Below are 26874 nucleotides of genomic sequence, written 5' to 3' on the forward strand. Positions count from 1 at the left end.
TCAGAGTTAAGGGGCGTCAGCGACAGCCCCGTTAGGGGCTGTAAGGTAAACGGCTGACGTCAGACGGGGTCTTTTTCCGCCAGGTACGGATCAGGATAGCCCAGTCCGTGCATGATTTCGGTTTCCAAAGACTCCATTTCTTCGGCTTCATCGTCTTCGATGTGGTCATACCCTAGCAGATGAAGGCTGCCGTGGACAACCATATGCGCCCAGTGGGCCTCCAGCGCCTTGCCTTGCTCAATCGCTTCCTGTTCAACCACCTGGCGGCAGATGATCAGATCGCCGAGCAGCGGCAGTTCGATGCCCGGCGGAGCCTCGAACGGGAAAGAGAGCACGTTGGTCGGCTTGTCTTTGCCGCGATAGGTCAGGTTCAGCTCGTGGCTTTCCGCTTCGTCCACCAGACGTACGGTCACCTCGGCCTCTTCCTGAAATTGCGGCAGCACGCCTTCCAGCCAGCGCTGGAACGTGGCTTCATCCGGCAGGCCGTCGCTGCTTTCACAGGCAATCTGCAGATCCAAAATCACCTGACTCATGGTGTCTCCTGCTCGGAGGCGGCGAGCGCCTCGCGCTTACGTTGTTCGGCAATTGCGTCTTTGCGTTTCTGTTCGGCCGCTTCCCAGGCCTCATAAGCGATGACCACGCGGGCCACCACCGGGTGGCGCACCACGTCTTCGCTGTGGAAGAAGTTGAAGCTCAGTTCTTCCACGTCCGACAGCACTTCCACCGCGTGGCGCAGGCCGGATTTCTGGTTGCGCGGCAGGTCGATCTGGGTGACGTCGCCGGTGATGACCGCCTTAGAGTTGAAGCCGATGCGCGTCAGGAACATCTTCATCTGCTCGATGGTGGTGTTCTGGCTCTCATCCAGAATGATAAAGGCATCGTTCAGCGTACGGCCGCGCATATAGGCCAGCGGCGCGACTTCGATCACGTTGCGCTCAATGAGCTTCTCCACGCGCTCGAAGCCCAGCATTTCGAACAGGGCGTCGTACAGCGGGCGCAGATAAGGATCAACCTTCTGGCTCAGATCGCCCGGCAGGAAGCCCAGCTTTTCGCCGGCTTCGACCGCAGGACGGGTCAGCAGAATGCGGCGAATTTCCTGGCGTTCCAGCGCATCCACCGCGGCGGCGACCGCCAGGTAAGTTTTGCCGGTACCGGCCGGGCCGATGCCGAAGGTGATGTCGTGATCGAGAATGTTGGCGATGTACTGCGCCTGGTTAGGCGTGCGCGGTTTCACCATGCCGCGCTTGGTTTTGATGGTGACCGCCTTGCCGTAATCCGGCACGCTGTCCGCCACCTGTTCCAGCACCCGGCTCTCTTTGATCGCCAGATGGATTTGCTCCGGATCGATATCCGGGATCACGCCGCGAATCGGCGCGGTATCCACGTACAGATGGCGCAGGATATCGGCGGCGGCGACCACGCACAGGTTTTTGCCGACCAGCTTGAAGCGGTTGTCGCGACGATTGATTTCGATGCCCAATCGGCGCTCGAGTTGCTTGATGTTGTCATCAAACGGGCCGCACAGGCTGAGCAAACGCTTGTTGTCTGCGGGCTCCAACATAATTTCTTGTGTTGCGACGTTCAAACTATTCCTCTAGGTCACATCGGGCCTGGTTGATGTCACATAGCGCGTCCGGGACGCGCGCGTTCAGGGCGAGCCTGAATACTCTCTTTCTTGAATTATTCATGGTGCGCCGCAACGGCGCAAGTTTACCGCTGATCTATCTGTGCGCCGTCGGCGGAATTCAAGGGAAGATAAGGAAAAAACGCGGCGGGGCGCAAAGCCCGCCGCGTCATCATAGGACAAGGCCGCCGAGAATCAGTTCTTTTTCACGAACTCGGATTTCAGTTTCATCGGGCCGAAGCCGTCGATTTTGCAGTCGATGTTGTGATCGCCTTCCACCAGACGAATGTTTTTCACCTTGGTGCCGATCTTCAGCATCGAGGAGCTGCCTTTAACCTTCAGGTCCTTGATCACGGTGACCGCGTCGCCGTCCGCCAGCAGGTTGCCGTTGGCGTCTTTGACGATCAGCGCGTCCTGATCTTCCGCCGGGGCGCTGTCGCTCCACTCGTGGGCGCACTCAGGGCAGATGAACAGGGCATTGTCCTGGTAGGTGTATTCGGAGTTGCACTTCGGGCAGTGTGGGAGTTGCATGTTATGTCGCCTCTTCAACAATAAAAAATAAAAAAAGAACATCACCGGGCGCGGACGCCCGGCGGAGAAACGGTAAGGAGTAGCGCGAACGGGCGGCGATAATGCGAGCCGCCGCGGCGTCAGGGCTGGTAAATGCCGACGCCCAGCGCGTTTTCTTTGCGGGTACGGGCGATCACCGACTGCGGGGATTCATGTACGCGCAGATCCATCTGCTGTTCGGTGCGCACCACTGCGCCACGCAGGGTGTTGGTCAGCACCTCGGTAATTTCCACGTCGACAAACTGGCCGATCATGTCGGGCGTGCCTTCGAAGTTTACCACACGGTTGCACTCCGTGCGCCCGGCCAGCTCCATCACGCTTCTGCGCGAGGTGCCTTCCACCAGAATGCGCTGGACGGTGCCGAGCATGCGGCGGCTGAACTGCAGCGCCTGCTGGTTGATGCGATCCTGCAGAATATACAGCCGCTGTTTTTTCTCTTCTTCGCTGACGTCGTCAACCATGTCCGCCGCCGGCGTACCGGGGCGCGACGAATAGATGAAGCTGAAGCTAACGTCGAAGTTGACGTCGGCGATCAGGTTCATGGTCTGTTCGAAGTCGGCCTGGCTCTCGCCCGGGAAACCGACGATGAAGTCGGAGCTGAGCTGGATGTTCGGGCGCGCCTTGCGCAGCTTGCGGATAATCGCCTTATACTCCAGCGCGGTATGGGCGCGTTTCATCATGGTCAGGATGCGATCCGAACCGCTCTGCACCGGCAGGTGCAGGAAGCTGACCAGCTCCGGCGTGTCTTCGTACACCGCGATGATGTCGTCGGTGAACTCGATAGGGTGGCTGGTGGTGAAGCGAATGCGATCGATGCCGTCGATGGCGGCCACCAGGCGCAGCAGTTCGGCGAACGAGCAGATATCGCCGTCATGCGTGGCGCCGCGGTACGCGTTGACGTTTTGGCCGAGCAGGTTGACTTCGCGCACGCCCTGCGCCGCCAGTTGGGCGATTTCGAACAGCACGTCGTCGCTCGGGCGGCTCACTTCCTCGCCGCGGGTGTATGGCACCACGCAGAAAGTGCAGTATTTGTTGCAGCCTTCCATGATCGACACGAACGCGGTCGGGCCTTCGGCGCGCGGCTCCGGCAGGCGGTCGAACTTTTCGATCTCAGGGAAACTGATATCGACCACCGGGCTGCGGGTGCCCTGAACGTGGTTGATCATTTCCGGCAGGCGGTGCAGGGTCTGCGGGCCGAATACCACGTCGACGCAAGGCGCGCGGCTGCGGATCAGTTCGCCTTCTTGCGAGGCCACGCAACCGCCGACGCCGATGATGACAGACGGGTTCTTCTCTTTCAGCAAGCGCCAGCGCCCCAGCATGGCGAAAACTTTTTCCTGCGCTTTTTCACGGATCGAGCAGGTATTCAGCAACAGCACGTCCGCTTCCTCGGCGTTGTCGGTCCACTCGAAGCCGTGCGTGCTGTTCAACAGGTCGGCCATTTTCGATGAATCGTACTCATTCATCTGGCAGCCCCAGGTTTTGATATGTAGTTTTTTCGTCATTGACTTGCCATTACTCAGTGCGGAGCGAAAGTTGCGTTACGCGACATGCAGGGCGCGTATTGTAATCATTTGCCGCCGTTGTGACCAGCGCGGGGGAAAATGGCATGCAACCTGAAGCCGAAGCGAAAATCCGGTACACTGCGCAAAACGCCATGTCGGGTGGGATGGCGAGCATTCACATAGAAAACATAGCCAATATGAAGACATCTCAAAATCGGTACGACGCGGTGGTGGTGGGCGGCGGCATGGTCGGCGCGGCGGCGGCTCTGGGCCTGGCGCAGGCGGGCTGGTCGGTGGCGTTGCTGGAACATCAGGCGCCGCAGGCGTTCGAGGCGCAAAGCCCGCCGGACCTGCGCATTTCCGCTATCGGCTGCACCTCGGTGGGGCTGCTGAAACAGCTCGGCGCCTGGCCCGCCGTGACGGCGATGCGCACGGTGCCGTATCGCCGGCTGGAGACCTGGGAATGGGCGTCGTCGCGCGTGGCGTTCGATGCGCTATCTCTGGGGCTGCCGGAGTTGGGCTTTATGGTGGAAAACCGCATTTTGCAGCTGGCGCTGTGGCAGCAGTTCGCACAGTGCGCCAATTTGACGCTGCTGTGCCCCGCCAGGCTGCAATCGCTGCAGCGGGCGGACAAGGCCTGGCAACTGACGCTGGACAGCGGTGAAACGCTGCAGGCGCGGCTGGTTGTCGGCGCCGACGGCGCCAACTCGCAGGTGCGCAAGCTGGCGGCGATCGGCACCAACGGCTGGCAGTATCGTCAGGCGTGCATGTTGATCACCGTCGATACCGGCGCGCCGCAGCAGGATGTGACCTGGCAGCGCTTCTTCCCGTCAGGGCCGCGCGCTTTCCTGCCGCTGTACGACAGCTGGGCGTCGCTGGTGTGGTATGACAGCCCGCAGCGCATTCGCCAACTGCAGGCGATGCCGCCGGCGCAGCTGGAGCGCGAGATCGCCGCCGCTTTTCCGGCGCGACTGGGCCCGGTCAAGGTGCATGCCGCCGGATCGTTCCCGTTGACGCGCCGTCATGCGCAGCGCTACGTGCTGCCGGGCCTGGCGCTGCTGGGCGATGCGGCGCATACCATCAACCCGCTGGCCGGGCAGGGCGTCAATCTGGGGTATCGCGATGTGGATGCCTTGCTGAACGTGCTGAGCGAGGCGCGGGAGCAGGGAGAAGACTGGAGCGGCGAGGCGGTGCTGCTGCGCTATCAACGCCGCCGCCGTACCGACAATCTGTTGATGCAGAGCGGCATGGATCTGTTCTATACCGCCTTCAGCAATAACCTGGCGCCGCTGACCGTGGCGCGCAATCTGGCGCTGATGGCCGCGCAGCGGGCGGGCAAGCTGAAAGAGCATGCGTTGAAGTACGCCTTGGGATTGTAACCGACAGGGCTCAGCGGTGGCTGGGCCTATTTAAGGTTGGCTGAACGGCAGACAGCAAAAAGCCCGCCGAAGCGGGCTTTTCTAAATATGGCTGGGGTGCCAGGATTCGAACCTGGGTATGCTGGTATCAGAAACCAGAGCCTTACCGCTTGGCGACACCCCAATTATGGTGGCTACGACGGGATTTGAACCTGTGACCCCATCATTATGAGTGATGTGCTCTAACCAGCTGAGCTACGTAGCCGATGTTACTTTTTACTTCTTTGATTTGCAAGCAGTTTGTTATGGCTGGGGTACCTGGATTCGAACCAGGGAATGCCGGTATCAAAAACCGGTGCCTTACCGCTTGGCGATACCCCACCTGCAAACAAATCTTATGTTGAAACCCCGTTCCCGAAAGAATATGGCTGGGGTACCTGGATTCGAACCAGGGAATGCCGGTATCAAAAACCGGTGCCTTACCGCTTGGCGATACCCCATCAACATACTGCGCCGACGATGAAGAGAAATGGTGCGGGAGGCGAGACTTGAACTCGCACACCTTGCGGCGCCAGAACCTAAATCTGGTGCGTCTACCAATTTCGCCACTCCCGCAAATACAAAAAAGAGATGGTGGCTACGACGGGATTCGAACCTGTGACCCCATCATTATGAGTGATGTGCTCTAACCAGCTGAGCTACGTAGCCCTCTTTTTTTGCTTTGCCTTCATCGGCGTTGCGGGGCGCATTATGCGTATATGACCGATTTGCGTCAACAAGTTTTTTCCCGAAAAAGCGCCCGGAAGCGCCGTTTGTCTGGGTTGTGAACATTATGGCGATAAAATCGGCAATTCAGGCAGTTGGCGGGCGGAAAAGGCAACAAAAAGGCGGGCCAAAAGGCCCGCCTCGGGGAAAATGCCGCACGATTATTTATAGGCGGCCTGGTGCACGCCGACGGCGCGGCCGGAAGGATCGTCCATCTTCTTGAACGATTCATCCCACTCGATGGCCTTGGCGGACGAGCAGGCGACGGATGGGCCGCCCGGCACGCATTCGGCGGCGCTCGGCAGCGGGAACAGCTCCTCGAAGATTTCGCGGTACAGGTAGCCTTCTTTCGACGTCGGCGTGTTGTACGGGAAGCGGAAACGCGCGGTTTCGAGCTGTTGATCGCTAATTTGCTGCGCAGCCACCTCTTTTAGCGTGTCGATCCAGCTGTAGCCGACGCCGTCGGAGAACTGCTCTTTCTGGCGCCAGGCCACGCTGGCGGGCAAATAGGACTCGAAACATTCGCGAACGATGTGTTTTTCCATTTTGCCGTTGCCGCACATTTTATCTTTCGGGTTGATGCGCATTGCCACGTCGAGGAATTTCTTGTCCAGGAACGGCACGCGGGCTTCGACGCCCCAGGCGGACATCGCCTTGTTGGCGCGCGCGCAGTCGAACATGTGCAGCGCCAGCAGTTTGCGTACGGTCTCTTCGTGGAATTCGCGGGCGTCCGGCGCCTTATGGAAGTACAGGTAGCCGCCGAACACTTCGTCCGCGCCTTCGCCGGAAAGCACCATCTTGATGCCCATCGCCTTGATTTTGCGCGACATCAGGTACATCGGCGTCGACGCGCGGATGGTGGTGACGTCATAGGTTTCGATGTGGTAAATCACGTCGCGGATGGCGTCCAGCCCTTCCTGCACGGTGAAGTGGATCTCATGGTGCACGGTGCCCAGATGGTTGGCCACCTCCTGCGCGGCGCGCAGATCCGGCGAGCCTTCCAGCCCGACGGCGAAGGAGTGCAGCTGCGGCCACCAGGCTTCGCTGCGTTCCTGATCTTCCACGCGGCGCGCGGCGTACTTCTTGGTGATCGCCGAAATGACCGAGGAATCCAGCCCGCCCGAGAGCAGCACGCCGTAAGGCACGTCGGACATCAGGTGGCTTTTCACCGACTCTTCCAGCGCGGTGCGCAGGGCGGCGGCGTCGGTCACGTTGTCCTTGACGCTGTCGTAATCGAACCAGTCGCGGCGATAGTATTCGCGGATCTGGCCGTCCTGGCTCCACAGGTAGCTGCCGGCCGGGAATTCCTTGATGGTGCGGCACACCGGCACCAGCGCTTTCATTTCCGAGGCAACGTACAGGTTGCCGTGTTCGTCATGGCCCATATACAGCGGGATGATGCCCAGGTGATCGCGGCCGATCAGGTAGGCGTCTTTTTCGGTGTCATACAGGGCAAAGGCGAACATGCCTTGCAGATCGTCGAGGAACTCCGGGCCTTTCTCCTGATACAGCGCCAGGATCACTTCACAGTCGGAGCCGGTCTGGAAGGCATAGCGGTCGCTCAGCTGTTGGCGCAGCGCCTGGTGGTTGTAAATTTCGCCGTTGACCGCCAGAACGTGGGTGTGCGCAGCGTTGTACAGTGGTTGAGCGCCGTTGTTGACGTCGACGATCGACAGGCGTTCGTGAGCCAGAATGGCTTTGTCGCTGGCGTAAACGCCGGACCAATCCGGGCCGCGGTGGCGCATCAGACGTGACAGCTCCAGCGCTTTCTTACGCAGTTCAACGGGATCGGACTTCAGATCGAGCACACCGAAAATAGAACACATACAACTCTCCTAACGGGCTTTTATGACTGTGATGTTGTTTTTACTGTTATGGGCAGCATTGCCGATTTATCAGCGATAACGCGGTTTTGCTGCGCTGTGGTTATGAAAATGCGCCAAAAGCTGCAGAGGATGCAAGCGTTTTAGCCCTGCGCTGAGAAATAGTTGTTTGCGTAGCTGAGGTTTTTAACGGATTTTCAGTTATCGGCGTGAAAAATTATCGATTATGCAATTTTTAGCGTGATGGCGGGATTGCCGGCCAGTTTGACCGGCAATCGATTAGCGATTAGGCGATGAGCTGCCAGAGGGTGAACGCGGCATCCGGCGTCCAGCCGGCATTGGAGGTGTGCGCCTGAATACAGGTGTATTTCTTGCCTTTATAACTCACGACGTCGCCGGCTTTGTAGCTGTGGTTGTTCTGCCACTCGGGCGCGCCCGGATCGGGCGGCGTACCGTCATTGGCGGTTTTGACCGCCAGCGCGCTGCTCGGCAGGGAGGTATTGCCCAGGGTGTCGGTCGCGGTAACGAAGTAGCTGTACTGGGTTGCCGGCGTCAGACCGCTGTCGGCCAGCGACAGACCGGCGGTTTGGCCGATCGGGTTGCCGTTGCGGTAGACGGTGTAGCTGGCGATCGGTGAGGCGCCGGTGGCGGCGGCCCAGCTCAGTTTCAGCGAGGTGGCGCCCAGCTCGGCGACCGTCAGCGCCGTCGGCGCATTAGGCTTTCCCGGCGGCGGGGTGACGCCGCCCTGAATCAGCGGCGCATAGCGGGTTTTGAACTCCCAATTGTAGGCGACGCCGGCTTTGCTCTTGCCGTTATCCCAGTTGATTGACCAGGTCATCAGGCCCTTGATCGACAGGTTTTTGGCGTCGAGACGTGAGAAAGCGTTATACACCGCCTGTTTATCGATCACGTAGCCGGTGGCGGCGGCGTCGTTGTTGCTCGGCAGGCCGATGACGAATTTCGCCGCCGGGATCTTCGCATAGCCGCGGGTGCCGGTAACCAGGCTTTCCGTCAGGTAGTAGAGGAAGTCTTCCTTCTTGGTATCGTCGTTTTGGGTCAGCCAGGTTTTAATTTCTTCAACCCAAAGGCCATCGCCACCCTGGTTATAATATTGCGGCGCGATAAAGTCGTAATAGCCTTCGAGGGCGCTGATATAATCCAGGTAGGTGCCATTTTCACGTAAGTATGGGAATTCCGGCGCCATGCTGATAATAAAGTTTTTCCCCTGGGCGGCGTAATGGTCTTTTACTTTTTTCAGCGCCGCAGGCAAGACGGTTTTATTATTGGCGGCGCCGATCGCCGCCTGTTCCAGATCGATATCCAGTCCGTCGAAGCCATAGACTTCCACCAGGCGAATAATCTCGTCTTTCAGCTTGTCTTCGTCGCCGGTTTTCAGCTCGATATGCGCGTCTGCGCCGCCGAGGGAGATCAGCACCGCGCGGCCCTGGCTGTTCAGCACGCCCACCTGGCGGCGGAACTCGGCATCGGACAGGTTGTAAGGCTTGAAGGTCGGGATGCCCTGGCCTTTCATAAAGGCGACGGCCACCACGTTGTACTCGGCGGGAATGTCGGTCAGGTTCATATTGGTGAACTGGCCCTGCTGATAGCCGTCACTGGCGCCGGCGGCCCAGTTGTGCCAGAAACCCATCAGGATCTTTTTATTGGCGATAGACGGCATAATGGCCGCGTCATCGGCGGCGACGGCATTAATCGTGTTATTTGTGCTCATGGTAGCCTCATTAATTAGGGGTAAGGGTTTTCCGCTCGCCGGCAATATCAGCTATTGGCGGGGCGTAACGTTATAATGAGGATTTTTAACGCAGGCAGGCTGAAACCTTTTACGGCCATGAACGAATTAAATTCAAACTGACGCTGAGGGAGAAGGAAATAATGGCGGCCGGGCGGCCGCCATGGCCGCATCAGAAGATGGTGATATCGGCGACGGAAGGGTAGACGTAGCTCGGGCGGAACGGCATGGTTTCGATGTCGCTCAGCGTGGAGACGCCGGACAGCACCAGCACGGTTTCCAAGCCGGCCTGGAAGCCCGCCAGAATGTCGGTGCGCAGGTTATCGCCGACGATCACCGTCTCTTCCGAGTGCGCCTGCATTTTGTTCAGTGCGGCGCGAATGATCCACGGGCTGGGCTTGCCGACGTAAAACGGCTTGCGGCCGGTGATCTTCTCAATGGGGGCGCACAGCGCGCCACAGGCCGGCGAGAAGCCGTGGCCGTGACTATCCGGGTTGGTGGCGATAAAGCGCGCGCCGTTGCTCACGAAGTAGGCGGCTTTATGCATCATGTCCCAGTTGTAAGAGCGGGTTTCTCCGACGATCACGAAGTCCGGGTTGATGTCGGTGATGGTGAAACCGGCTTTGTACAGCTCATGGATCAGGGCGCCTTCGCCGACCACATAGGCTTTTTTGCCTTCCTGACGGCGCAGGAAATCGGCGGTGGCCATCGCCGAGGTGTAGAACGCGCTCTCCGGCACTTCCAGCCCGGCGGCGGCGAAGCGGTTCGCCAGATCCTGTGCGGTCTGTGATGGGTAGTTGGTCAGCACCACCAGCGGCATGCCTTGTTCCTGGATGCGCGCCAGGAACAGGTCGGCGCCGGGAACCGGCGTATTGTCATGCAGCAGCACGCCGTCGATATCGCATATAACGTTTTTGATTTTCATTTGTCGCTGTTTCTCATGATTACGGCAGGCGAAGGGTGACGATAACACGCCTGCCAGAAGCGGCGGATCAGCTTTCCAGCAATCGCTGCAAGAGCACGCCGTTGAGCATCGCGCGTTTGGCCAGGGCGAAAGCGCCGATCGCCGAGCGATGATTGAGTTCGGAGGTCACCACCGGCAGATTTTTGCGGAAGTCCTTCAGCACCTGGGTATTGATGCAGCTCTGGATCGCCGGCAGCAGCACCTTGTCCGCTTCGGTGATCTCACCGGCGATCACCACCTTCTGCGGATTGAACAGGTTGATGGCGATGGCCACCGCTTTGCCCAGATAGCGGCCTACGTGTTCGATCACTTCGCTGGCCAGCAGATCGCCGCGGTTGGCGGCCTTGCAGATGGCGTTGATGCCGCAGTCTTCCAGCGTCAGTTTGCTCGGATAGCCCTGGCTCAGCAGCTGGCGCACGCGCTGTTCGATCGCGGCGTTGGCGGCCACGGTTTCCAGGCAGCCGAAGTTGCCGCAGTGGCAGCGTTCCCCCAGCGGATCGATCTGGATATGGCCGATCTCGCCGACGTTGCCGTTGTTGCCGAGAAAAATCTGCCCGTTGACGATGATGCCGGCGCCGGTGCCGCGGTGCAGGCGCACCAGAATCGAGTCTTCGCAGTCGCGGGTGGCGCCGAAGTAGTGCTCCGCCAGCGCCAGGCTGCGGATGTCGTGGCCGACGAAGCTGGTGACGTTAAAGCGCTGCTGCAGGTTGTCCACCAGCGCCCAATTGCTGACGCTGATGTGCGGCATGTAGCGCACCACGCCCAGCGCCGGATCCACCAGGCCGGGCAGGATCACCGCGATGGCGATCAGCTCGCGCAGGCGGCGCTGGTTAGCGTCGATGAATTGGGCGATGGCGGCGAACAGCGCATTCTCCAGCGTTTCTTGAGTGCGTTCCGGCAGCGGATAGTGTTCTTCGCTGAGCGACTTGCCGCTCATGTCATACAGGGTGATGGTGGCGTCGTGGCGGCCGAGACGCACCGCGACGGTATGGAAATGACGGGTTTCCGACACGATGGAGATCGCGCGGCGGCCGCCGGTGGAGGCCTGCTGATCGACTTCTTTGATCAGCCCGCGCTCCAGCAGCTGGCGAGTAATTTTGGTGACGCTGGCGGGGGCGAGCTGGCTGAGTTCGGCAATCTGAATGCGCGAGATCGGGCCCTGCTGGTCGATCAGGCGGTAAACTGCCGCGCCGTTAAGTTGTTTGACTAAGTCAACGTTCCCTATTTGTGCTTGTCCGCCAGTGCTCATCAATAATTTTACTCGCTGTTCATTGAATTAAACCTCGTTACCGTTAACGAGCGTTTTGGTGATCTTGAAATCACGGGTGAAGGCGGTCAGGTTAGCCACCTTGCCGGCTTCGAGGGTGCCCAGACGGTGATCGACGCCGATGGCGCGCGCCGGATACAGCGTCGCCATGCGCAGCGCTTCGTCCAGCGCGATGCCGATATGCTCGACGCTGTTTCGCACCGCTTCGATCATGGTCAGCGCGGAACCGCTCAGAGTGCCGTTCTCATCCACGCACAGCCCATCCCGATAGTATATTGTTTTACCGGCGAAAATAAATTGGTCAATATCTGCACCCGCCGGCGCGGTGGCATCGGTGACCAAGACCAATTTATCACCTTTCAGGCGTTTGGCGTTACGGATACTCGCCCAGGCCACGTGATGGCCGTCGGCGATGATGCCGGTATAGACCTCCGGCGTATCGAAGATTGCCCCCATCAGCCCCGGTTCGCGGCCGGTGATATAAGGCATGGCGTTGTACAGGTGGGTGGCGAAGCTGATGCCGGCGGCGAAACCGGTGCGAGCCTGATCGTAGGTGGCGTTCGAGTGGCCGGCGGAGACCACGATGCCGGCCTCGGTCAGCTGCTTGATAAAGTGCGGTTCAACCATTTCCGGCGCCAGCGTCACCTTGGTGATCACGTCGGCGTTGGCGCACAGGTAATCGATCATTTCCTGGGTCGGCTTGCGAATGAACGCCGGATTGTGGGTGCCTTTTTTCACCGGGCTGAGGTATGGCCCTTCCAGGTGCAGGCCCAATGCCTGGTTTTGGTGCTTTTTCAGATAAGCGCGCATCACGTCGACGCTGTGCTTCATGAATTCGTCGCTGCTGGTGATCAACGTCGGCAGATAGCTGGTGCAGCCGGATTTCTCGTTGGCGCGCTGCATGATCTCCAGCGTTTCTTCCGAGATCGCTTCCAGCGAATCGTTGAACTGTACGCCGCCGCAGCCGTTCAGCTGCACGTCGATAAGCCCGGGGGCCAGGATGGCGCCACCCAGGTCGCGCGTTTCGATGCCGGCGGGCAATTCAGCCGCCGGGCAGACTTTCTCGATCAGCCCATCAGCGATAATGACTGCATGGTCATCAAGTACGTCGTGGCCGGTATAGATTCGGCCGTGGGTTAAAGCGAACATCGTAGCCCCCTGCAAAGATTAAAGACTTTTAACGCTTTCCGCTTCTAACTCGCGGAAATATTTGACGGTTTTGACTTTCAGCTCCATGGTGGCCGGTTCGTCGCACACCACTACCGCTTTGGCGTGCAACTGCAGACAGCTGATGGTCCACATGTGGTTGATATTGCCTTCCACTGCGGCTTCCAGCGCCTGCGCCTTGGCGTGGCCGGTGACCAGGATCATTACTTCTTCCGCGTCCAGCAGCGTGCCCACGCCGACGGTCAGCGCATATTTCGGCACCAGGCTGACGTCACCGCCGAAGAAGCGCGAGTTGGCGATGCGGGTGTCTTCGGTCAGCGTTTTGATGCGGGTGCGCGAAGCCAGGGACGAAGCCGGCTCGTTGAACGCGATATGGCCGTCGATGCCCACGCCGCCCATGAACAGGTTAATTTTGCCGTAAGACTTGATCTTCTCTTCGTACTGGCGGCACTCGGCGTCGACATCCGCGGCGTTGCCGTTCAGCAGGTTGATATTTTCGCGAGGGATATCAACGTGATCAAAGAAGTTGCGGTACATGAAGGTGTGATAGCTTTCCGGGTGTTCCTGCGGCAGGCCAACGTACTCGTCCATGTTGAAAGTCACAACATGCTTAAAGCTTACTTCACCTGCTTTGTGCATCGCAATCAGATGTTTGTAGGCTTCCAGCGGCGTGCCGCCGGTGGGCAGGCCGAGAACAAACGGGCGCTCTGCGGTTGGCTTGAATGCGTTGATGCGTTGAACGATATGACGCGCGGCCCATTTGCCGACTTGTGCGGTATCTTTCAGTGGGATAAGTCTCATCTAACACCTCTTGGGATAAGTAAACTAAAGCTATACTGTACGGGCCTGCGGGAGTCGTAAGCGTAACCCAGCTTTATGATTCTCGCGTGAATCGTCCGTCCGGTTGATTTTTTGAATGATAAAATAAGTTTTGTGTGATGGCCAGCAATCTGGGAGGTGAAGACTACTTTTTGGTGATATTTATCACAAAAAGGGAGGTTTTAATTTGCGATACAAAATAAATTTTTTACACTCGGCATGAGTGATACGTGCCAAGCGCTGTTTCTAAAAAGGTAGTGAGAGCTTCAAATAAACTACTAATAGGGTCCGTCCGCGGACAACATAGGGGGAAAAGGTGAACATTCTTAGTTATTTGCAAAAGGTGGGACGGGCGCTGATGGTGCCGGTCGCCACGCTGCCCGCCGCCGCCATCTTGATGGGCGTCGGGTACTGGATTGACCCTGTTGGTTGGGGCGGCGACAACGCGCTCGCCGCTTTCTTCATTAAATCCGGCTCCGCTATCATCGACAACATGTCGGTGCTGTTCGCTATCGGCGTGGCCTACGGCATGTCCAAAGACAAGGACGGCGCCGCCGCGTTGACCGGCTTCGTCGGCTTCCTGGTGCTGACCACCCTCTGTTCCCCGGCCGCCGTGTCGATGATTCAGAAGATCCCGCTCGATCAGGTGCCCGCCGCGTTCGGCAAGATCCAGAACCAGTTCGTCGGTATTCTGGTGGGCATCATCTCCGCCGAAGTGTACAACCGCTTCAGCGGCGTCGAGCTGCCCAAGGCGCTGTCGTTCTTCAGCGGCCGCCGTTTGGTGCCGATCCTCATTTCCTTCCTGATGATCCTGGTGGCTTTCATCCTGATGTACATTTGGCCGGTGATCTTCAACGGTCTGGTGAACTTCGGTGAACACATTCAGAAAATGGGCTCGGTCGGCGCGGGCATCTACGCCTTCTTCAACCGCCTGCTGATCCCGGTCGGCCTGCACCACGCGCTGAACTCGGTGTTCTGGTTCGACGTGGCCGGCATCAACGATATTCCTAACTTCCTTGGCGGCCAGCAGTCGATCGAAGCCGGTAAAGCGGTTGTCGGCATCACCGGCCGTTATCAGGCGGGCTTCTTCCCGATCATGATGTTCGGTCTGCCGGGGGCGGCGCTGGCCATTTACCACTGCGCGCGTCCTGAGAACAAAGCCAAAGTGGCGGGCATCATGCTGGCGGCCGCTTTCGCCGCCTTCTTTACCGGTATTACCGAACCGCTGGAATTCTCCTTCATGTTCGTGGCGCCGGTGCTGTACGTGATCCACGCCGTGCTGACCGGTATCTCGGTGTTCATCGCCGCCAGCATGCATTGGATCGCCGGTTTCGGCTTCAGCGCCGGCCTGGTGGATATGGTGCTGTCGTCTCGCAACCCGCTGGCGACCCACTGGTACATGCTGATCCCGCAAGGCCTGGTGTTCTTCGTCATCTACTACGTGGTGTTCCGCTTCACCATCAAAAAATTCAACCTGATGACCCCGGGCCGCGAGCTGGCGGTTGCCGGTGACGAAACCGACGGCTACGACGTCAACGTCGACAGCAACGCCGGTAAAGACGAGAACGAAACCACCACCCTGGCTCGTCGTTACGTCGGCGCGATCGGCGGTTCCGACAACCTGACCGGCATCGACGCCTGCATCACCCGCCTGCGTTTGAACGTGAAAGACTCCGCGCTGGTGAACGACGCATTGGCGAAACGCCTCGGCGCGTCGGGCGTTATCCGCCTGAACAAGCAGAGCGTGCAAGTGATCGTCGGCACCCGTGCCGAACTTATCGCCAGCGCAATGCGCAACGTGATTGCGGCCGGCCCGGTAGCGGCAGCGGTGGCCCCGGCGGCGGCGCCTGCCGCGGAAGCCAAACCGCAGGCGGTGCCGAACGCGCCGAAAGCCGCGTTTGAAACGCTGCTGGCGCCGGTGACCGGCGAAGTGGTGGCGCTCGAACAGGTGCCGGACGAAGCTTTCGCCAGCAAGGCGGTAGGCGACGGCCTGGCGATTCGCCCGACCGACAAGATCGTGGTGGCGCCGGCTGACGGCACCGTGGTGAAAATCTTCAATACCAACCACGCATTCTGCCTGGAAACCGACAAGGGCGCCGAGATCGTGGTGCACATGGGGATCGACACCGTCGCGCTGGAAGGCCAGGGCTTCAAACGCCTGGTGGAAGAGGGCGCGGAAGTGAAAGCCGGTCAACCGATTCTGGAACTGGATCTGGATTACCTGAATGCCAATGCGCGTTCGATGATAAGCCCGGTGGTAGTCAGCAACTCTGACGAGTACGCCGGCCTGGCGGCGCTGGCCAGCGGCTCTGTAGTCGCCGGTCAGACCAAGCTGTATGAGATCCAGAAATAAGGCTGTTTTTACCTGAGTAGTGCCTGGGGCCGAACACGCATCATGGCGGAGTTTGCCCCGACTTGGCGGGAAGAGAGCGATCTCTTCCCGCTTTTTTTATCCCGTTTCGCCCCACGGCGGTGCGCTGCGCGCCGATGGTGCAACGCGCCGCATTTTTCATGAAACAAACGGTTGTTTCCAGACGTGGCTTGTTGGATCATAGGCGGTTATGTGTAGCGCTTTGCATTGAGGAACAGTGAAATGAGTGAGGCTGAAGCCCGCCCAACCAATTTTATCCGTCAGATCGTCGATGAAGATCTGGCGTCGGGGAAACACACGTCGGTACATACCCGTTTCCCGCCGGAGCCTAACGGCTATCTGCATATCGGCCACGCCAAGTCCATCTGCCTGAACTTCGGCATCGCCAAGGACTATCAGGGCCAGTGCAACCTGCGTTTCGACGACACCAACCCGGTGAAAGAAGACATCGAGTTCGTCGAGTCTATCAAGCACGACGTGGAGTGGCTGGGCTTTGAGTGGAGCGGCAACGTTCGTTACTCCTCAGACTATTTCGATCAGCTGCACCAGTATGCGGTGGAGCTTATCAGCAAAGGGCTGGCCTACGTCGACGAACTGTCGCCGGAGCAGATCCGTGAATACCGCGGCACCCTGACTGCGCCGGGCAAAGACAGCCCGTACCGCGGTCGCAGCGTGGAAGAGAACCTGGCGCTGTTCGAGAAGATGCGCAACGGCGAATTCGCCGAAGGCGCTGCCTGCCTGCGTGCCAAGATCGATATGGCCTCGCCGTTTATCGTGATGCGCGATCCGGTGCTGTACCGCATCAAGTTCGCCGAACACCACCAGACCGGCAATAAATGGTGCATCTACCCGATGTACGATTTCACCCACTGCATTTCCGATGCGCTGGAAGGGATCACCCATTCGCTGTGCACCCTGGAATTCCAGGATAACCGCCGTTTGTATGATTGGGTGCTGGATAACATCACCATTCCTTGCCACCCGCGCCAGTACGAGTTTTCGCGTCTCAACCTCGAATACGCCATCATGTCGAAGCGCAAGCTGCACCAGCTGGTGGCCGAGAAAATCGTCGAAGGTTGGGATGATCCGCGCATGCCGACCGTCTCCGGTCTGCGCCGCCGCGGTTATACTGCCGCCTCGATCCGCGAGTTCTGCCTGCGCATCGGCGTAACCAAGCAAGACAACAACGTCGAAATGGTGGCGCTGGAATCCTGCATCCGCGACGATCTGAACGAGAACGCGCCGCGCGCCATGGCGGTGCTGGATCCGGTGAAAATCGTCATCGAGAACATGGGCGATGCGGTGGAAATGGTCAGCATGCCTAACCACCCGAACAAGCCGGAAATGGGCAACCGCGATGTGCCGTTCAGCCGTGAGATCTATATCGATCGCGCCGACTTCCGCGAAGAAGCCAACAAGCAGTACAAGCGTCTGGTGTTGGGTAAGGAAGTGCGTCTGCGCAACGCGTACGTGATCAAGGCCGAGCGCGTCGAGAAAGATGAAGCCGGCGAGATCACCACCATCTTCTGCAGCTACGATGCGGAAACGCTGAGCAAAGATCCTGCCGACGGCCGCAAGGTGAAGGGCGTGATCCACTGGGTGTCTGCGGCGCACGCGCTGCCGGCGGAAATTCGCCTGTACGATCGCCTGTTCAGCGTGCCTAACCCGGGCGCGGCGGAGGACTTCCTCTCCACCATTAACCCGGAATCGCTGGTGATCAAGCACGGTTTCGTTGAGCCGAGTCTGGCGGCTGCACAGCCGGAGAAAGCCTATCAGTTCGAGCGTGAAGGCTACTTCTGCGCCGACAGCCATTACTCTTCGGCTGAGCACCTGGTGTTTAACCGCACCGTCGGTCTGCGTGACACCTGGGCGAAAATCGAAGGCTAATCTTAATCGCCTCGAAAATTAATGTATCAGCGCGGCTCAGGCCGCGCTTTTTTATGCCTGCTATTGAGTAAATCATCTATTCCCGCCACGTTTTTCCGGGCTGCGTTTAATTAACTGCGGTGCGTTAATCAATAAGTTTTCTTAATTGGGCTTAGTAGTCTTAATCTTTACTTATATATTCGTGATGCGAATTAATTTCATTTAGAGAGCGCTCTCAAATTTTATCTCCTGACTGACGGATTTAGTCAGGCTGAAACCATTAATCGTCTCTGGTTGACCTGGTATCCGTCTTTATTCTGATTTAATTGAATTTTTTATTCGACACCTTCCATGAATGCCAGCGTAACAAATTATCACCGATATGTGCTCCTTGTCATACTTTGACAAATCTTCCGCATTTTTCATTTGATAATTCGCGTCGCGAAAAATAGTCTGTCTGTAGCAATTAGTGCTGTGGGAATAACATCTCGTCGGCAATATTTTTTACCCGTTCGGGTTTTTTATTGGCAGTCGTGCAGGGCAGTGGTGAACACAGGCGGCTGCAACTTTTAAGTTAAGTCAAAGAGGAATTTCAATATGGGTACGCACGGTGCTCAGCGTAAAACGCTGGCGCTCGCAGTCGCGGGCGCGCTGTTGGGAACAGGGTTTGCCATGGCGCCTGAGGCGAAAGCCGCAGGGTTTATCGAGGATTCCACGCTGACCGGCGGCATTTATTACTGGCAACGTGAGCGTGACCGTAAAGATCTCAATCCGGACAGCAAGGATTACAATCAATACACCACCAACCTGTCCCACTCTACCGCCAACCTGAGCCTGGATTTCGCGTCGGGCTACGCCTGGGACATGTTCGGTCTGGATGTCGGCACTTTTACCGCCATCGAACTGGCTGAATCCAGCGCCAGCGGTCACCCGAACGAAATCGCGTTCTCCTCGAAGAACCGTACCTACGACGAAGACTACTCCGGTGATAAAGGCGGTATCAGCCTGTACAAAGCCGCCGCCAAATTCAAATACGGCCCGGTCTGGGCGCGCGCCGGCTATATTCAGCCGAGCGGCCAAACCCTGCTGGCGCCGCACTGGAGCTTTATGCCGGGCACTTATCAGGGGGCTGAAGCCGGCGCCAAGTTCGACTACGGCGATGCCGGCGCGTTGAGCTTCTCCTACATGTGGGCCGACAAATACAAAGCGCCGTGGCATATCGAGATGGACGACTTCCGTCAGAACGACAAGAAAACCCGCGTCTCCTACCTGCACTCGCTGGGCGCCAAGTACGATTTCAAAAACGATCTGGTGCTGGAAGCCGCTTACGGCCAGGCCCAGGGGTACGTGAATCAGTACTTCACCAAGGCGTCTTACAAATTCGATCTGCTGGGCAACCCGCTGACCACCAGTTACCAGTTCTATGGCGCGGAAGACCGCATCAGCAACAAGAACGATCCGAACAGCATTTATGACGGCCTGGCCTGGCTGCAGGCGTTGACCTTCGGTTACACCACCGGCCAGTTCAACTGGCGTCTGGAAGGCACCATGGTCAAGGCGGAAGGCAATCAGGGCTTCTTCCTGCAACGTATGACCCCGACCTACGCCTCGTCAAACGGTCGCCTGGACGTGTGGTGGGATAACCGCTCCGACTTTAACGCCAACGGCGAAAAAGCGGTGTATGCCGGCGTGATGTATGACCTCAGCAACTGGAACCTTCCGGGTATGGCGGTCGGCGGCTCTTACGTTTACGCGTGGGACGCCAAGCCGAGCACCAACCCGATCTACGATCAGAGCCAGCGCCTGAAAGAGAGCGCCTGGAGTCTGGACGCGATGTACACCATCCAGGAAGGGCGAGCCAAGGGCACGCTGCTCAAGCTGCATTACACCCAGTATGACAACCACACCAACATTCCGAGCTGGGGCGGCGGTTACGGCAACATCTTCCAGGACGAGAAAGACGTCAAGTTCATGGTCATCGCGCCATTCACCATCTTCTGATGCGTTCCCCGGCCTTGCCGCCGGGGCAGTTAAGGGAATTCAACGATGAAAAAAATCATGCTGATGTTGGCGGCCGCTGCGGCCCTGAGCGCCTGTGCGCAACCCGCCGCGCCGCCGGAAGACGCCAGGTTGAAACAGGCTTACAGCGCCTGCATCAATACCGCGGAAGGCTCGCCGGAGCGTCTGCAGCCGTGCAAGGCGGTGCTGAACGTGCTGAAACAAGAGAAACAGCACCAGCAGTTCGCCGCGCAGGAAACGGTACGGGTGATGGATTATCAGAACTGCATTATGGCGGTTCACAGCGGCAACGGTCAGGCTTACGACGCCAAGTGCGGCAAGCTGTGGCAAGAAATTCGCGATAACAATAATTAAGAAGGACGAGAAGATGAACGCATTCAAACTGAGCGCACTGGCCGCCTTGACGGCAACGATGGGATTCCTGGGCGGCATGGGGAGCGCCATGGCCGATCAACAGCTGGTGGATCAGCTGAGCCAACTGAAGCTGAACGTGAAAATGCTGGATAACCGCGCCGGGGAAAACGGCGTGGATTGCGCGGCGCTGGGCGCAGACTGGGCCTCATGCAACCGGGTGTTGTTCACCCTGAGCAACGACGGGCAGGCGATCGACGGCAAAGACTGGATCATTTATTTCCACAGCCCGCGCCAGACTCTGCGGGTAGACAACGATCAGTTCAAGATCGCTCACCTCACCGGCGATCTGTACAAGCTGGAGCCGACCGCCAAATTCAGCGGTTTCCCGGCCGGTAAGGCGGTGGAAATCCCGGTGGTCGCCGAATACTGGCAGCTGTTCAGAAACGACTTCCTGCCCCGCTGGTATGCCACTTCCGGCGACGCCAAGCCGAAAATGCTGGCGAATACCGACACCGAAAATCTGGATCAGTTTGTGGCGCCGTTTACCGGCGATCAGTGGAAGCGCACCAAGGACGACAAAAATATTCTGATGACGCCGGCTTCGCGTTTTGTCAGCAACGCCGATCTGCAGACGCTGCCCGCCGGCGCGCTGCGCGGCCAGATCGTGCCGACGCCGATGCAGGTGAAAGTGCACGCGCAGGACGCCGATCTGCGCAAAGGGGTATCGCCGGATCTGAGCACGTTGGTCAAGCCGGCGGCGGATGTCGTCAACCAGCGCTTCGCGCTGCTGGGCGTGCCGGTTCAGGCCAACGGTTACCCGATCAAGACCGACATCCAGCCGGGCAAGTTTAAAGGCGCGATGGCGGTGCCGGGCGCTTATGAGCTGAAGATCGGCAAGAAAGAGGCGCGGGTGATCGGCTTCGATCAGGCCGGGGTGTTCTACGGGTTGCAGTCTATCCTGTCGTTAGTGCCGACCGACGGCAGCGGCAAGATCGCCACGCTCGACGCCAGCGATGCGCCGCGCTTCCAGTATCGCGGCATTTTCCTCGACGTGGCGCGCAACTTCCATAAGAAGGATGCGGTGCTGCGCCTGCTGGATCAGATGGCGGCTTACAAGCTCAACAAATTCCACTTCCACCTGAGCGATGACGAAGGTTGGCGAATCGAAATTCCCGGCTTGCCTGAGTTGACGGAAGTCGGCGGCCAGCGCTGCCACGATCTGAGCGAAACCACCTGCCTCCTGCCGCAGTACGGCCAGGGGCCGGATGTCTACGGCGGTTTCTTCACTCGTCAGGACTACATCGACATCATCAAATACGCCCAGGCGCGCCAGATTGAGGTGATCCCGGAGATCGACATGCCGGCGCACGCCCGCGCGGCGGTGGTCTCGATGGAAGCGCGCTACAAGAAACTGCATGCCGCCGGCAAAGAGCAGGAGGCCAACGAGTTCCGCCTGGTGGATCCGACCGATACCTCCAATACCACCTCCGTGCAGTTCTTTAACCGTCAGAGTTACCTGAACCCGTGCCTGGATTCCTCCCAGCGCTTTGTCGACAAGGTGATTGGCGAGATTGCCCAGATGCATAAAGAAGCCGGCCAGCCGATTAAGACCTGGCACTTTGGCGGCGACGAAGCGAAAAACATCCGCCTGGGCGCCGGCTACACCGACAAGGCGAAACCGGAACCGGGTAAAGGCATCATTGACCAGAGCAATGAAGACAAGCCGTGGGCCAAGTCTCAGGTGTGCCAGGTGATGATCAAAGAGGGCAAAGTGGCCGACATGGAGCACCTGCCGAGCTACTTCGGCCAAGAGGTCAGCAAGCTGGTGAAGGCGCACGGCATCGACAGAATGCAGGCCTGGCAAGACGGCCTGAAGGACGCCGAGAGTTCGAAGGCGTTCGCCACCTCGCGCGTGGGGGTCAACTTCTGGGACACCCTGTACTGGGGCGGTTTCGACAGCGTCAACGACTGGGCCAACAAAGGGTATGAAGTGGTGGTCTCCAACCCGGACTACGTCTATATGGACTTCCCTTACGAGGTGAACCCGGACGAGCGCGGTTACTACTGGGGCACCCGCTTCAGCGACGAGCGCAAGGTGTTCAGCTTCGCGCCGGACAACATGCCGCAGAACGCGGAAACCTCGGTTGACCGAGACGGCAACCACTTCAACGCCAAGAGCGACAAGCCGTGGCCGGGCGCCTACGGGCTGTCCGCTCAGCTGTGGAGCGAAACCCAGCGCACCGACCCGCAGATGGAATACATGATCTTCCCACGCGCGCTGTCGGTGGCGGAGCGCGCCTGGCATCGCGCCGGTTGGGAGCAGGACTATCGCGCCGGCCGCGAATACAAAGGCGGGGAAACCCACTTTGTCGATACCAAGACGCTGGAGAAAGATTGGCTGCGCTTCGCCAATATTCTGGGCCAGCGTGAACTGGCCAAGCTGGACAAAGGCGGCGTGGCTTATCGTCTGCCGGTGCCGGGCGCTCGCGTGGCGGGCGGCAAGCTGGAGGCGAATATCGCGCTGCCGGGGTTGGGCATCGAGTACTCCACCGACGGCGGTAAGCAGTGGCAGCGCTATGATGCCAAGGCTAAACCTGCGGTCTCCGGCGAAGTACAGGTGCGCTCGGTCAGCCCGGACGGCAAACGCTACAGCCGCGCCGAAAAGGTCTAAGAAGGGCGGTGCGGCCCGCAGTTTTGACGGCGGGCCGCATCATAACGAAGGGGGAATGCGTTCGCCCGCGCGTGTCGGCGCAGGGCGGACGTTGTAGTGAGAGTAGTACGTGGAGTCGCTGTGCCGCTGCAATTGTGGTATTTCATGACATGATTTTCCCCGGCTGGTCCGGGGATTTTTTTGTCTGCTGCATGGCGGGCATAAAAAAAACCGCCTCAAGGTGAGGCGGTTTTTCATAGCCGGTCAGGGCTTATTTCTTGTCGTGCAGCGTTTCGTCTTCGCGACAGTCACCGGTTTCACAGTGGCCGTACAGGTACAGACTGTGGTTGGTGAGCTTGATGCCGTGCTGCTTGGCGATGTCACGCTGGCGCACTTCGATGGATTCGTCGCTGAATTCGATCACTTTGCCGCAATCCAGGCAAATCAGGTGATCGTGGTGATGCTGTTGGGTCAGCTCGAACACGGACTTGCCGCCTTCGAAATTGTGACGTGTCACAATGCCCGCATCGTCAAACTGGTTCAGTACGCGATAAACCGTCGCCAGCCCGATCTCTTCGCCCATATCAATCAGTTTTTTGTACAAATCTTCCGCACTGACGTGATGGCATTCCGGATTTTGCAGTACTTCCAGGATTTTGAGTCGCGGAAGCGTGACTTTTAAGCCGGCCTTCTTCAATGCGATGTTGTTGTCGGTCATGCGAATTCAGTCCTGTTACTATGCTAATCAAGTTGAGGCGTACTCGCCTGTGGCATCGGTCGGCACAAAGAGTTAATGCGTCTCATTATAGAACCGGTTGTACTAAATGGAAACCGCCGGTTGTTAACAAAGATATAATTGCACTATTGCATGTTTTGCATGCAACGCCTTGATGGATGGGATAAACCGATATCTCAGTCTACCGTGACGGGGTGGGAAGTTACAAATCTGTAGCTTCTATCGCAGCAATCCCTGTTGCCGATGACGGCCCTGTCGGCACACTATGCACTTTACAGGGCCTTTGTTCAACCTTTCGCCAGTCCCGGCGTTTAGCCGACGATATCGGCCAGGCTCAGCTCTTCGACGATCTGTTTGACCCAGGCGTCGACACGCTCGTTGGTCAGCTCCGGCTGACGGTCTTCGTCGATCGCCAGACCGATGAAGTGGTTGTCGTCCGCCAGGCCTTTGGAGGCCTCGAAGTGGTAGCCTTTGGTCGGCCAGTGGCCCACGATGGCCGCGCCACGCGGTTCGATGATGTCGCGGATGGTGCCCATCGCGTCACAGAAGTATTCCGCGTAGTCTTCCTGGTCGCCGCAGCCGAACAGCGCCACCAGTTTGCCGTTGAAGTCGACTTCTTCCAGCGTCGGGAAGAAATCATCCCAGTCACACTGCGCTTCACCGTAGTACCAGGTCGGGATACCCAGCAGCAGGATATCGAACCCTTCCAGGTCTTCTTTGCTGCTTTTAGCGATGTCATGCACTTCAGAGACGTCGTCGCCAAACTGTTTCTGGAGAATTTTCTGGATCATTTTGGCAATGTTTTCGGTATTGCCAGTGTCGCTGCCAAAGAAAATGCCTACAGTAGCCATATCGCGTATAACCTTTAAATTCAAGTAATTGCATTACTCGATGCCAGCACTGCCGCCGCTGACGCCGATTAAAATGATGCCATGACAAGAGCCTTTCGCCACGGGGGCGGGCGCCGACAGGCGCAGTCTCTTGCCGGTAAATGCGTATCATGCCAGAAAGTGGCGCCGGGGTTTTATCGCATTTATGCGATGCCGGAGAATGAAGAAAAGCGTGGTCGATCCGGCGTTGTCCTTAACGCCGCGCCGCGCGTGCGGCCGAAGAGATCAATGTTCCGGCTGTTCTTCCGCCAGTTGCGCCAACAGCATCTGCTCGATGAGTTCGCTGCGGCTAATGTTGCGCTGTTCCGCCAGTTTGTTCAGGGCGTCCACCGCATCCGCGTTGATTTTCAGCTCTACGCGCCGCAATCCACGCACTTTATCGCGCCGTAACTGATTGCGCTTATTGATTCTAAGCTGTTCATCGCGGGAAAGCGGGTTGGTTTTCGGGCGCCCCGGACGGCGTTCATCTGCGAACAGATCCAGCGTCGTGCGATCCGTTTGTTCTTTTGCCATAGGTAGCGGTACTGCAAGGGAGTTTGCATCAAAAAGCGCTCGCACGCTTCCGGAGGCATCGGTTAACACACTTCGGGCCAATAAACCCTAACCCAAATTCACCCCCGACCCGGCGTTCGCGAACGCGCTGGCGCGGCGGCAAAATTATAGCGCGCCATATTACCCCAGCAGATGGAGCGGCGACAATGCCTAACTGCGGGCTAAACGCGCTAAGCCGTTATCTTTAGCGCGTTTTTTCGCCAGGTGAGCGTATTTTTCAGGCTTCGTCGAGGAAACGGTGGATGGCACGCAGCACCGCCTCCGGTTTTTCGGCGTGCACCCAATGGCCGGTGCCGGCAACAACGTGCGCGCGGGCCTGCGGGAACTGGCGGGCGATGTCCGCACGGTAGCTGTCCTGCACGTACGGCGACAGGCCGCCGCGAATGAACAGGGTCGGGTGCGGCCAGGCCGGCACGTCCTGCCAGCCGGTGATGTCATCATAGCGTTCAATCAGCACCGGCAGGTTGAAGCGCCATTCGCCGTTGTGGAAGGATTTCAGCAGGAACTGGATGACGCCTTCTTCCTGCAGGTAATCACGCATCAGCTGGGCGGCGGCCTGGCGCTGGGTGATGCCGGCGGCGCTGACGGCCTTCAGGGCGGCGAAAATCTCGTCGTGACGTCGGGTCTGGTAATTCACCGGCGCGACGTCGATGACGATCAGCTTGGCGACGCGCTCGGGCGCGATGGCGGTCAGCGCCATCGCCGCTTTGCCGCCCATCGAATGGCCGATGACGATCGCTTTCTCAAGCCGCAGTTCGTCGAGCAGCTCAAGCAGATCCTGCGCCATCGCGGGGTAGTTCATCTCGTCGGCGCGCGGGGAGAGGCCGTGGTTGCGCAGATCGACCTTAATTACGCTGTGACGCTGATGCAGATCGCGCGCCAGCACGCCCAGGTTGTCCAGATTGCCGAACAGCCCGTGGATCAGCAGCACCGGCAGCGCGTCTGACTCGGCGGCCAGCAGTTGATAATGTAATTTCATGGCGAAGTTCATACTGAGAGAGATTCAGATTAGGGTATCATGATTGAATCGCACGATGAATCATGCGGAATTTTCGCGGCGCGGGCTTGGCAGTGCCGGCTATAGGTATTAGTCTGCATTTGCCGTCCGGAGGCACATTGTTGTGTTCGCCCCAGCGCTTTTAACCTTATAATCCCATGGCTTGAATGCAGGATCTGGCTTCAGGTTCTAAGTAGAAAAAACAGTATTGGATAAAGATGAAAACTATTGAAGTCGACGAAGAGCTTTACCGTTATATTGCCAGCCACACGCAACACATCGGTGAAAGCGCGTCCGATATTTTACGCCGCATGTTGAAATTCACCGCCGGTCAGCCGATGCGCGCGTTGCCTGCCGCCAGTGCGTCGCCGTCCGTCGAACCGGAAAAAGCGGCGCCGGTTCAGCGCCCGCGCGATCGCGTACGCGCCGTGCGTGAACTGCTGCTGTCGGATGAATACGCCGAGCAGAACAAAGCGGTCAACCGTTTCATGCTGGTGCTGTCCACGCTGTACACCCTCGATGCCGCCGGTTTTGCCGCCGCCACCGAGGCGTTGACCGGCCGTACCCGCACCTATTTCGCCGGCGATCAGCAGACCCTGCTGGCCAACGGCACGCATACCAAGCCGAAGCATGTGCCGGGCACCCCTTACTGGGTGATCACCAATACCAATACCGGCCGCAAACGCAGCATGATCGAACACATCATGCAGGCGATGCAGTTCCCGGCGGAACTGATCGAGAAAGTTTGCGGTACCGTCTAATTTAGCGAACAGCCCGTCATGATGGCCGTGCGCGACGTATTTGCCCGGTCACCGACAGGGATGAGGGAG

General features: G+C 58.5%; 21 protein-coding genes and 6 tRNA genes. 7 read left to right on the forward strand and 20 right to left on the reverse strand.

The window, feature by feature from the left end:
* Positions 1–59: 59 nt before the first annotated feature.
* From ybeY to miaB, 4 genes are all read right to left on the reverse strand, one after another.
* Entirely contained in the window at positions 60–533 is a 474-nt protein-coding gene (gene ybeY, locus EDY99_RS02705; RefSeq protein WP_004939970.1) for an rRNA maturation RNase YbeY, read from the reverse strand.
* The gene (locus EDY99_RS02710; RefSeq protein ID WP_170853105.1) at positions 530–1561 is read right to left on the reverse strand and encodes a PhoH family protein; all 1032 of its coding nucleotides are present in this window, start codon (positions 1559–1561) and stop codon (positions 530–532) included. The genes ybeY and EDY99_RS02710 overlap by 4 nt, the downstream gene beginning before the upstream one ends.
* A 258-nt stretch (positions 1562–1819) precedes the next feature.
* On the reverse strand, positions 1820–2155 hold the full coding sequence (locus tag EDY99_RS02715) for a zinc ribbon domain-containing protein YjdM (protein WP_004939967.1): 336 nt from the start codon (positions 2153–2155) through the stop codon (positions 1820–1822).
* Between the two features lie 119 nt (positions 2156–2274).
* Positions 2275–3699: a tRNA (N6-isopentenyl adenosine(37)-C2)-methylthiotransferase MiaB gene (gene miaB, locus EDY99_RS02720; RefSeq protein ID WP_033642169.1), complete on the reverse strand. Its 1425-nt coding sequence runs from the start codon at positions 3697–3699 to the stop codon at positions 2275–2277.
* Between the two features lie 197 nt (positions 3700–3896).
* Here miaB and ubiF point away from each other — a divergent pair, with 197 nt between their 5' ends.
* The gene (gene ubiF, locus EDY99_RS02725) at positions 3897–5078 is read left to right on the forward strand and encodes a 3-demethoxyubiquinol 3-hydroxylase (protein WP_033642170.1); all 1182 of its coding nucleotides are present in this window, start codon (positions 3897–3899) and stop codon (positions 5076–5078) included.
* A gap of 88 nt (positions 5079–5166) precedes the next feature.
* Here the strand turns inward: ubiF and EDY99_RS02730 are convergent.
* The 12 genes from EDY99_RS02730 to nagB all read right to left on the reverse strand — a co-directional run bounded on the left by EDY99_RS02730 (position 5167) and on the right by nagB (position 13591).
* Positions 5167–5241, reverse strand: a tRNA-Gln gene (locus EDY99_RS02730).
* Positions 5242–5245: 4 nt separating this feature from the next.
* Positions 5246–5322: transfer RNA gene (locus tag EDY99_RS02735), tRNA-Met, on the reverse strand.
* A 41-nt stretch (positions 5323–5363) separates the two neighbouring features.
* A tRNA-Gln gene (locus EDY99_RS02740) sits at positions 5364–5438 on the reverse strand.
* Positions 5439–5482: 44 nt separating this feature from the next.
* Positions 5483–5557: transfer RNA gene (locus EDY99_RS02745), tRNA-Gln, on the reverse strand.
* 30 nt (positions 5558–5587) lie between these two features.
* A tRNA-Leu gene (locus tag EDY99_RS02750) sits at positions 5588–5672 on the reverse strand.
* Positions 5673–5688: 16 nt separating this feature from the next.
* A tRNA-Met gene (locus EDY99_RS02755) sits at positions 5689–5765 on the reverse strand.
* A gap of 218 nt (positions 5766–5983) precedes the next feature.
* On the reverse strand, positions 5984–7648 hold the full coding sequence (gene asnB / locus EDY99_RS02760) for an asparagine synthase B (RefSeq protein WP_033642171.1): 1665 nt from the start codon (positions 7646–7648) through the stop codon (positions 5984–5986).
* A 283-nt stretch (positions 7649–7931) separates the two neighbouring features.
* Positions 7932–9374: a glycosyl hydrolase family 18 protein gene (locus EDY99_RS02765; protein ID WP_033642172.1), complete on the reverse strand. Its 1443-nt coding sequence runs from the start codon at positions 9372–9374 to the stop codon at positions 7932–7934.
* Between the two features lie 190 nt (positions 9375–9564).
* Positions 9565–10317 (reverse strand): HAD-IIA family hydrolase, encoded by a 753-nt coding sequence (locus tag EDY99_RS02770; protein WP_004939957.1) that lies wholly within the window; start codon positions 10315–10317, stop codon positions 9565–9567.
* A gap of 67 nt (positions 10318–10384) precedes the next feature.
* A complete protein-coding gene (locus EDY99_RS02775; RefSeq protein WP_019454064.1) occupies positions 10385–11605 on the reverse strand; it encodes an N-acetylglucosamine repressor in 1221 nt (406 codons plus the stop codon).
* A gap of 27 nt (positions 11606–11632) precedes the next feature.
* Positions 11633–12772, reverse strand: coding sequence for an N-acetylglucosamine-6-phosphate deacetylase (gene nagA / locus EDY99_RS02780; RefSeq protein ID WP_033642173.1), 1140 nt, complete (start codon positions 12770–12772; stop codon positions 11633–11635).
* 18 nt (positions 12773–12790) lie between these two features.
* Positions 12791–13591: a glucosamine-6-phosphate deaminase gene (gene nagB, locus EDY99_RS02785; protein ID WP_004939952.1), complete on the reverse strand. Its 801-nt coding sequence runs from the start codon at positions 13589–13591 to the stop codon at positions 12791–12793.
* A gap of 334 nt (positions 13592–13925) precedes the next feature.
* Between nagB and nagE the strand changes: the two genes are divergently transcribed.
* From nagE to EDY99_RS02810, 5 genes are all read left to right on the forward strand, one after another.
* Positions 13926–15962: an N-acetylglucosamine-specific PTS transporter subunit IIBC gene (gene nagE, locus EDY99_RS02790; protein WP_033642174.1), complete on the forward strand. Its 2037-nt coding sequence runs from the start codon at positions 13926–13928 to the stop codon at positions 15960–15962.
* Positions 15963–16202: 240 nt separating this feature from the next.
* Positions 16203–17867, forward strand: a complete 1665-nt coding sequence (glnS, locus tag EDY99_RS02795) for a glutamine--tRNA ligase (protein WP_033642175.1) — start codon at positions 16203–16205, stop codon at positions 17865–17867.
* 576 nt (positions 17868–18443) lie between these two features.
* Positions 18444–19847: an OprD family outer membrane porin gene (locus EDY99_RS02800; RefSeq protein ID WP_033642176.1), complete on the forward strand. Its 1404-nt coding sequence runs from the start codon at positions 18444–18446 to the stop codon at positions 19845–19847.
* A gap of 45 nt (positions 19848–19892) precedes the next feature.
* Entirely contained in the window at positions 19893–20219 is a 327-nt protein-coding gene (chiQ, locus tag EDY99_RS02805) for a ChiQ/YbfN family lipoprotein (protein WP_046686572.1), read from the forward strand.
* A gap of 13 nt (positions 20220–20232) precedes the next feature.
* Positions 20233–22890: a beta-N-acetylhexosaminidase gene (locus tag EDY99_RS02810; RefSeq protein WP_047572350.1), complete on the forward strand. Its 2658-nt coding sequence runs from the start codon at positions 20233–20235 to the stop codon at positions 22888–22890.
* Between the two features lie 250 nt (positions 22891–23140).
* Here EDY99_RS02810 and fur read toward each other — a convergent pair whose 3' ends face one another.
* The 4 genes from fur to ybfF all read right to left on the reverse strand — a co-directional run bounded on the left by fur (position 23141) and on the right by ybfF (position 26038).
* Positions 23141–23587 carry a ferric iron uptake transcriptional regulator gene (gene fur / locus EDY99_RS02815; RefSeq protein WP_019454058.1) on the reverse strand — a complete coding sequence of 149 codons (447 nt, stop codon included), beginning with the start codon at positions 23585–23587 and terminating at the stop codon, positions 23141–23143.
* 329 nt (positions 23588–23916) lie between these two features.
* Positions 23917–24456, reverse strand: coding sequence for a flavodoxin FldA (gene fldA, locus EDY99_RS02820; RefSeq protein ID WP_004939938.1), 540 nt, complete (start codon positions 24454–24456; stop codon positions 23917–23919).
* 264 nt (positions 24457–24720) lie between these two features.
* Positions 24721–25008, reverse strand: a complete 288-nt coding sequence (gene ybfE, locus EDY99_RS02825; RefSeq protein ID WP_004939936.1) for a LexA regulated protein — start codon at positions 25006–25008, stop codon at positions 24721–24723.
* A gap of 256 nt (positions 25009–25264) precedes the next feature.
* Positions 25265–26038, reverse strand: coding sequence for an esterase (ybfF, locus tag EDY99_RS02830; protein ID WP_080273370.1), 774 nt, complete (start codon positions 26036–26038; stop codon positions 25265–25267).
* A gap of 224 nt (positions 26039–26262) precedes the next feature.
* Here ybfF and seqA point away from each other — a divergent pair, with 224 nt between their 5' ends.
* Positions 26263–26805 (forward strand): replication initiation negative regulator SeqA, encoded by a 543-nt coding sequence (seqA, locus tag EDY99_RS02835; protein WP_047025699.1) that lies wholly within the window; start codon positions 26263–26265, stop codon positions 26803–26805.
* Positions 26806–26874 lie beyond the last annotated feature (69 nt).

Origin of the sequence: Serratia sp. LS-1 (assembly GCF_003719595.1) — a bacterium.
GTDB lineage: Bacteria > Pseudomonadota > Gammaproteobacteria > Enterobacterales > Enterobacteriaceae > Serratia > Serratia ureilytica.

What these genes read in the sequence shown, in the direction of transcription:
- ybeY (WP_004939970.1), bottom strand. Translation starts at nt 533, where the DNA reads ATGAGTCAGGTGATTTTGGATCTGCAGATTGCCTGTGAAAGCAGCGAC.
- EDY99_RS02710 (WP_170853105.1), bottom strand. Translation starts at nt 1,561, where the DNA reads ATGTTGGAGCCCGCAGACAACAAGCGTTTGCTCAGCCTGTGCGGCCCG.
- EDY99_RS02715 (WP_004939967.1), bottom strand. Translation starts at nt 2,155, where the DNA reads ATGCAACTCCCACACTGCCCGAAGTGCAACTCCGAATACACCTACCAG.
- miaB (WP_033642169.1), bottom strand. Translation starts at nt 3,699, where the DNA reads ATGACGAAAAAACTACATATCAAAACCTGGGGCTGCCAGATGAATGAG.
- ubiF (WP_033642170.1), top strand. Translation starts at nt 3,897, where the DNA reads ATGAAGACATCTCAAAATCGGTACGACGCGGTGGTGGTGGGCGGCGGC.
- asnB (WP_033642171.1), bottom strand. Translation starts at nt 7,648, where the DNA reads ATGTGTTCTATTTTCGGTGTGCTCGATCTGAAGTCCGATCCCGTTGAA.
- EDY99_RS02765 (WP_033642172.1), bottom strand. Translation starts at nt 9,374, where the DNA reads ATGAGCACAAATAACACGATTAATGCCGTCGCCGCCGATGACGCGGCC.
- EDY99_RS02770 (WP_004939957.1), bottom strand. Translation starts at nt 10,317, where the DNA reads ATGAAAATCAAAAACGTTATATGCGATATCGACGGCGTGCTGCTGCAT.
- EDY99_RS02775 (WP_019454064.1), bottom strand. Translation starts at nt 11,605, where the DNA reads ATGAGCACTGGCGGACAAGCACAAATAGGGAACGTTGACTTAGTCAAA.
- nagA (WP_033642173.1), bottom strand. Translation starts at nt 12,772, where the DNA reads ATGTTCGCTTTAACCCACGGCCGAATCTATACCGGCCACGACGTACTT.
- nagB (WP_004939952.1), bottom strand. Translation starts at nt 13,591, where the DNA reads ATGAGACTTATCCCACTGAAAGATACCGCACAAGTCGGCAAATGGGCC.
- glnS (WP_033642175.1), top strand. Translation starts at nt 16,203, where the DNA reads ATGAGTGAGGCTGAAGCCCGCCCAACCAATTTTATCCGTCAGATCGTC.
- EDY99_RS02800 (WP_033642176.1), top strand. Translation starts at nt 18,444, where the DNA reads ATGGGTACGCACGGTGCTCAGCGTAAAACGCTGGCGCTCGCAGTCGCG.
- chiQ (WP_046686572.1), top strand. Translation starts at nt 19,893, where the DNA reads ATGAAAAAAATCATGCTGATGTTGGCGGCCGCTGCGGCCCTGAGCGCC.
- EDY99_RS02810 (WP_047572350.1), top strand. Translation starts at nt 20,233, where the DNA reads ATGAACGCATTCAAACTGAGCGCACTGGCCGCCTTGACGGCAACGATG.
- fur (WP_019454058.1), bottom strand. Translation starts at nt 23,587, where the DNA reads ATGACCGACAACAACATCGCATTGAAGAAGGCCGGCTTAAAAGTCACG.
- fldA (WP_004939938.1), bottom strand. Translation starts at nt 24,456, where the DNA reads ATGGCTACTGTAGGCATTTTCTTTGGCAGCGACACTGGCAATACCGAA.
- ybfE (WP_004939936.1), bottom strand. Translation starts at nt 25,008, where the DNA reads ATGGCAAAAGAACAAACGGATCGCACGACGCTGGATCTGTTCGCAGAT.
- ybfF (WP_080273370.1), bottom strand. Translation starts at nt 26,038, where the DNA reads ATGAACTTCGCCATGAAATTACATTATCAACTGCTGGCCGCCGAGTCA.
- seqA (WP_047025699.1), top strand. Translation starts at nt 26,263, where the DNA reads ATGAAAACTATTGAAGTCGACGAAGAGCTTTACCGTTATATTGCCAGC.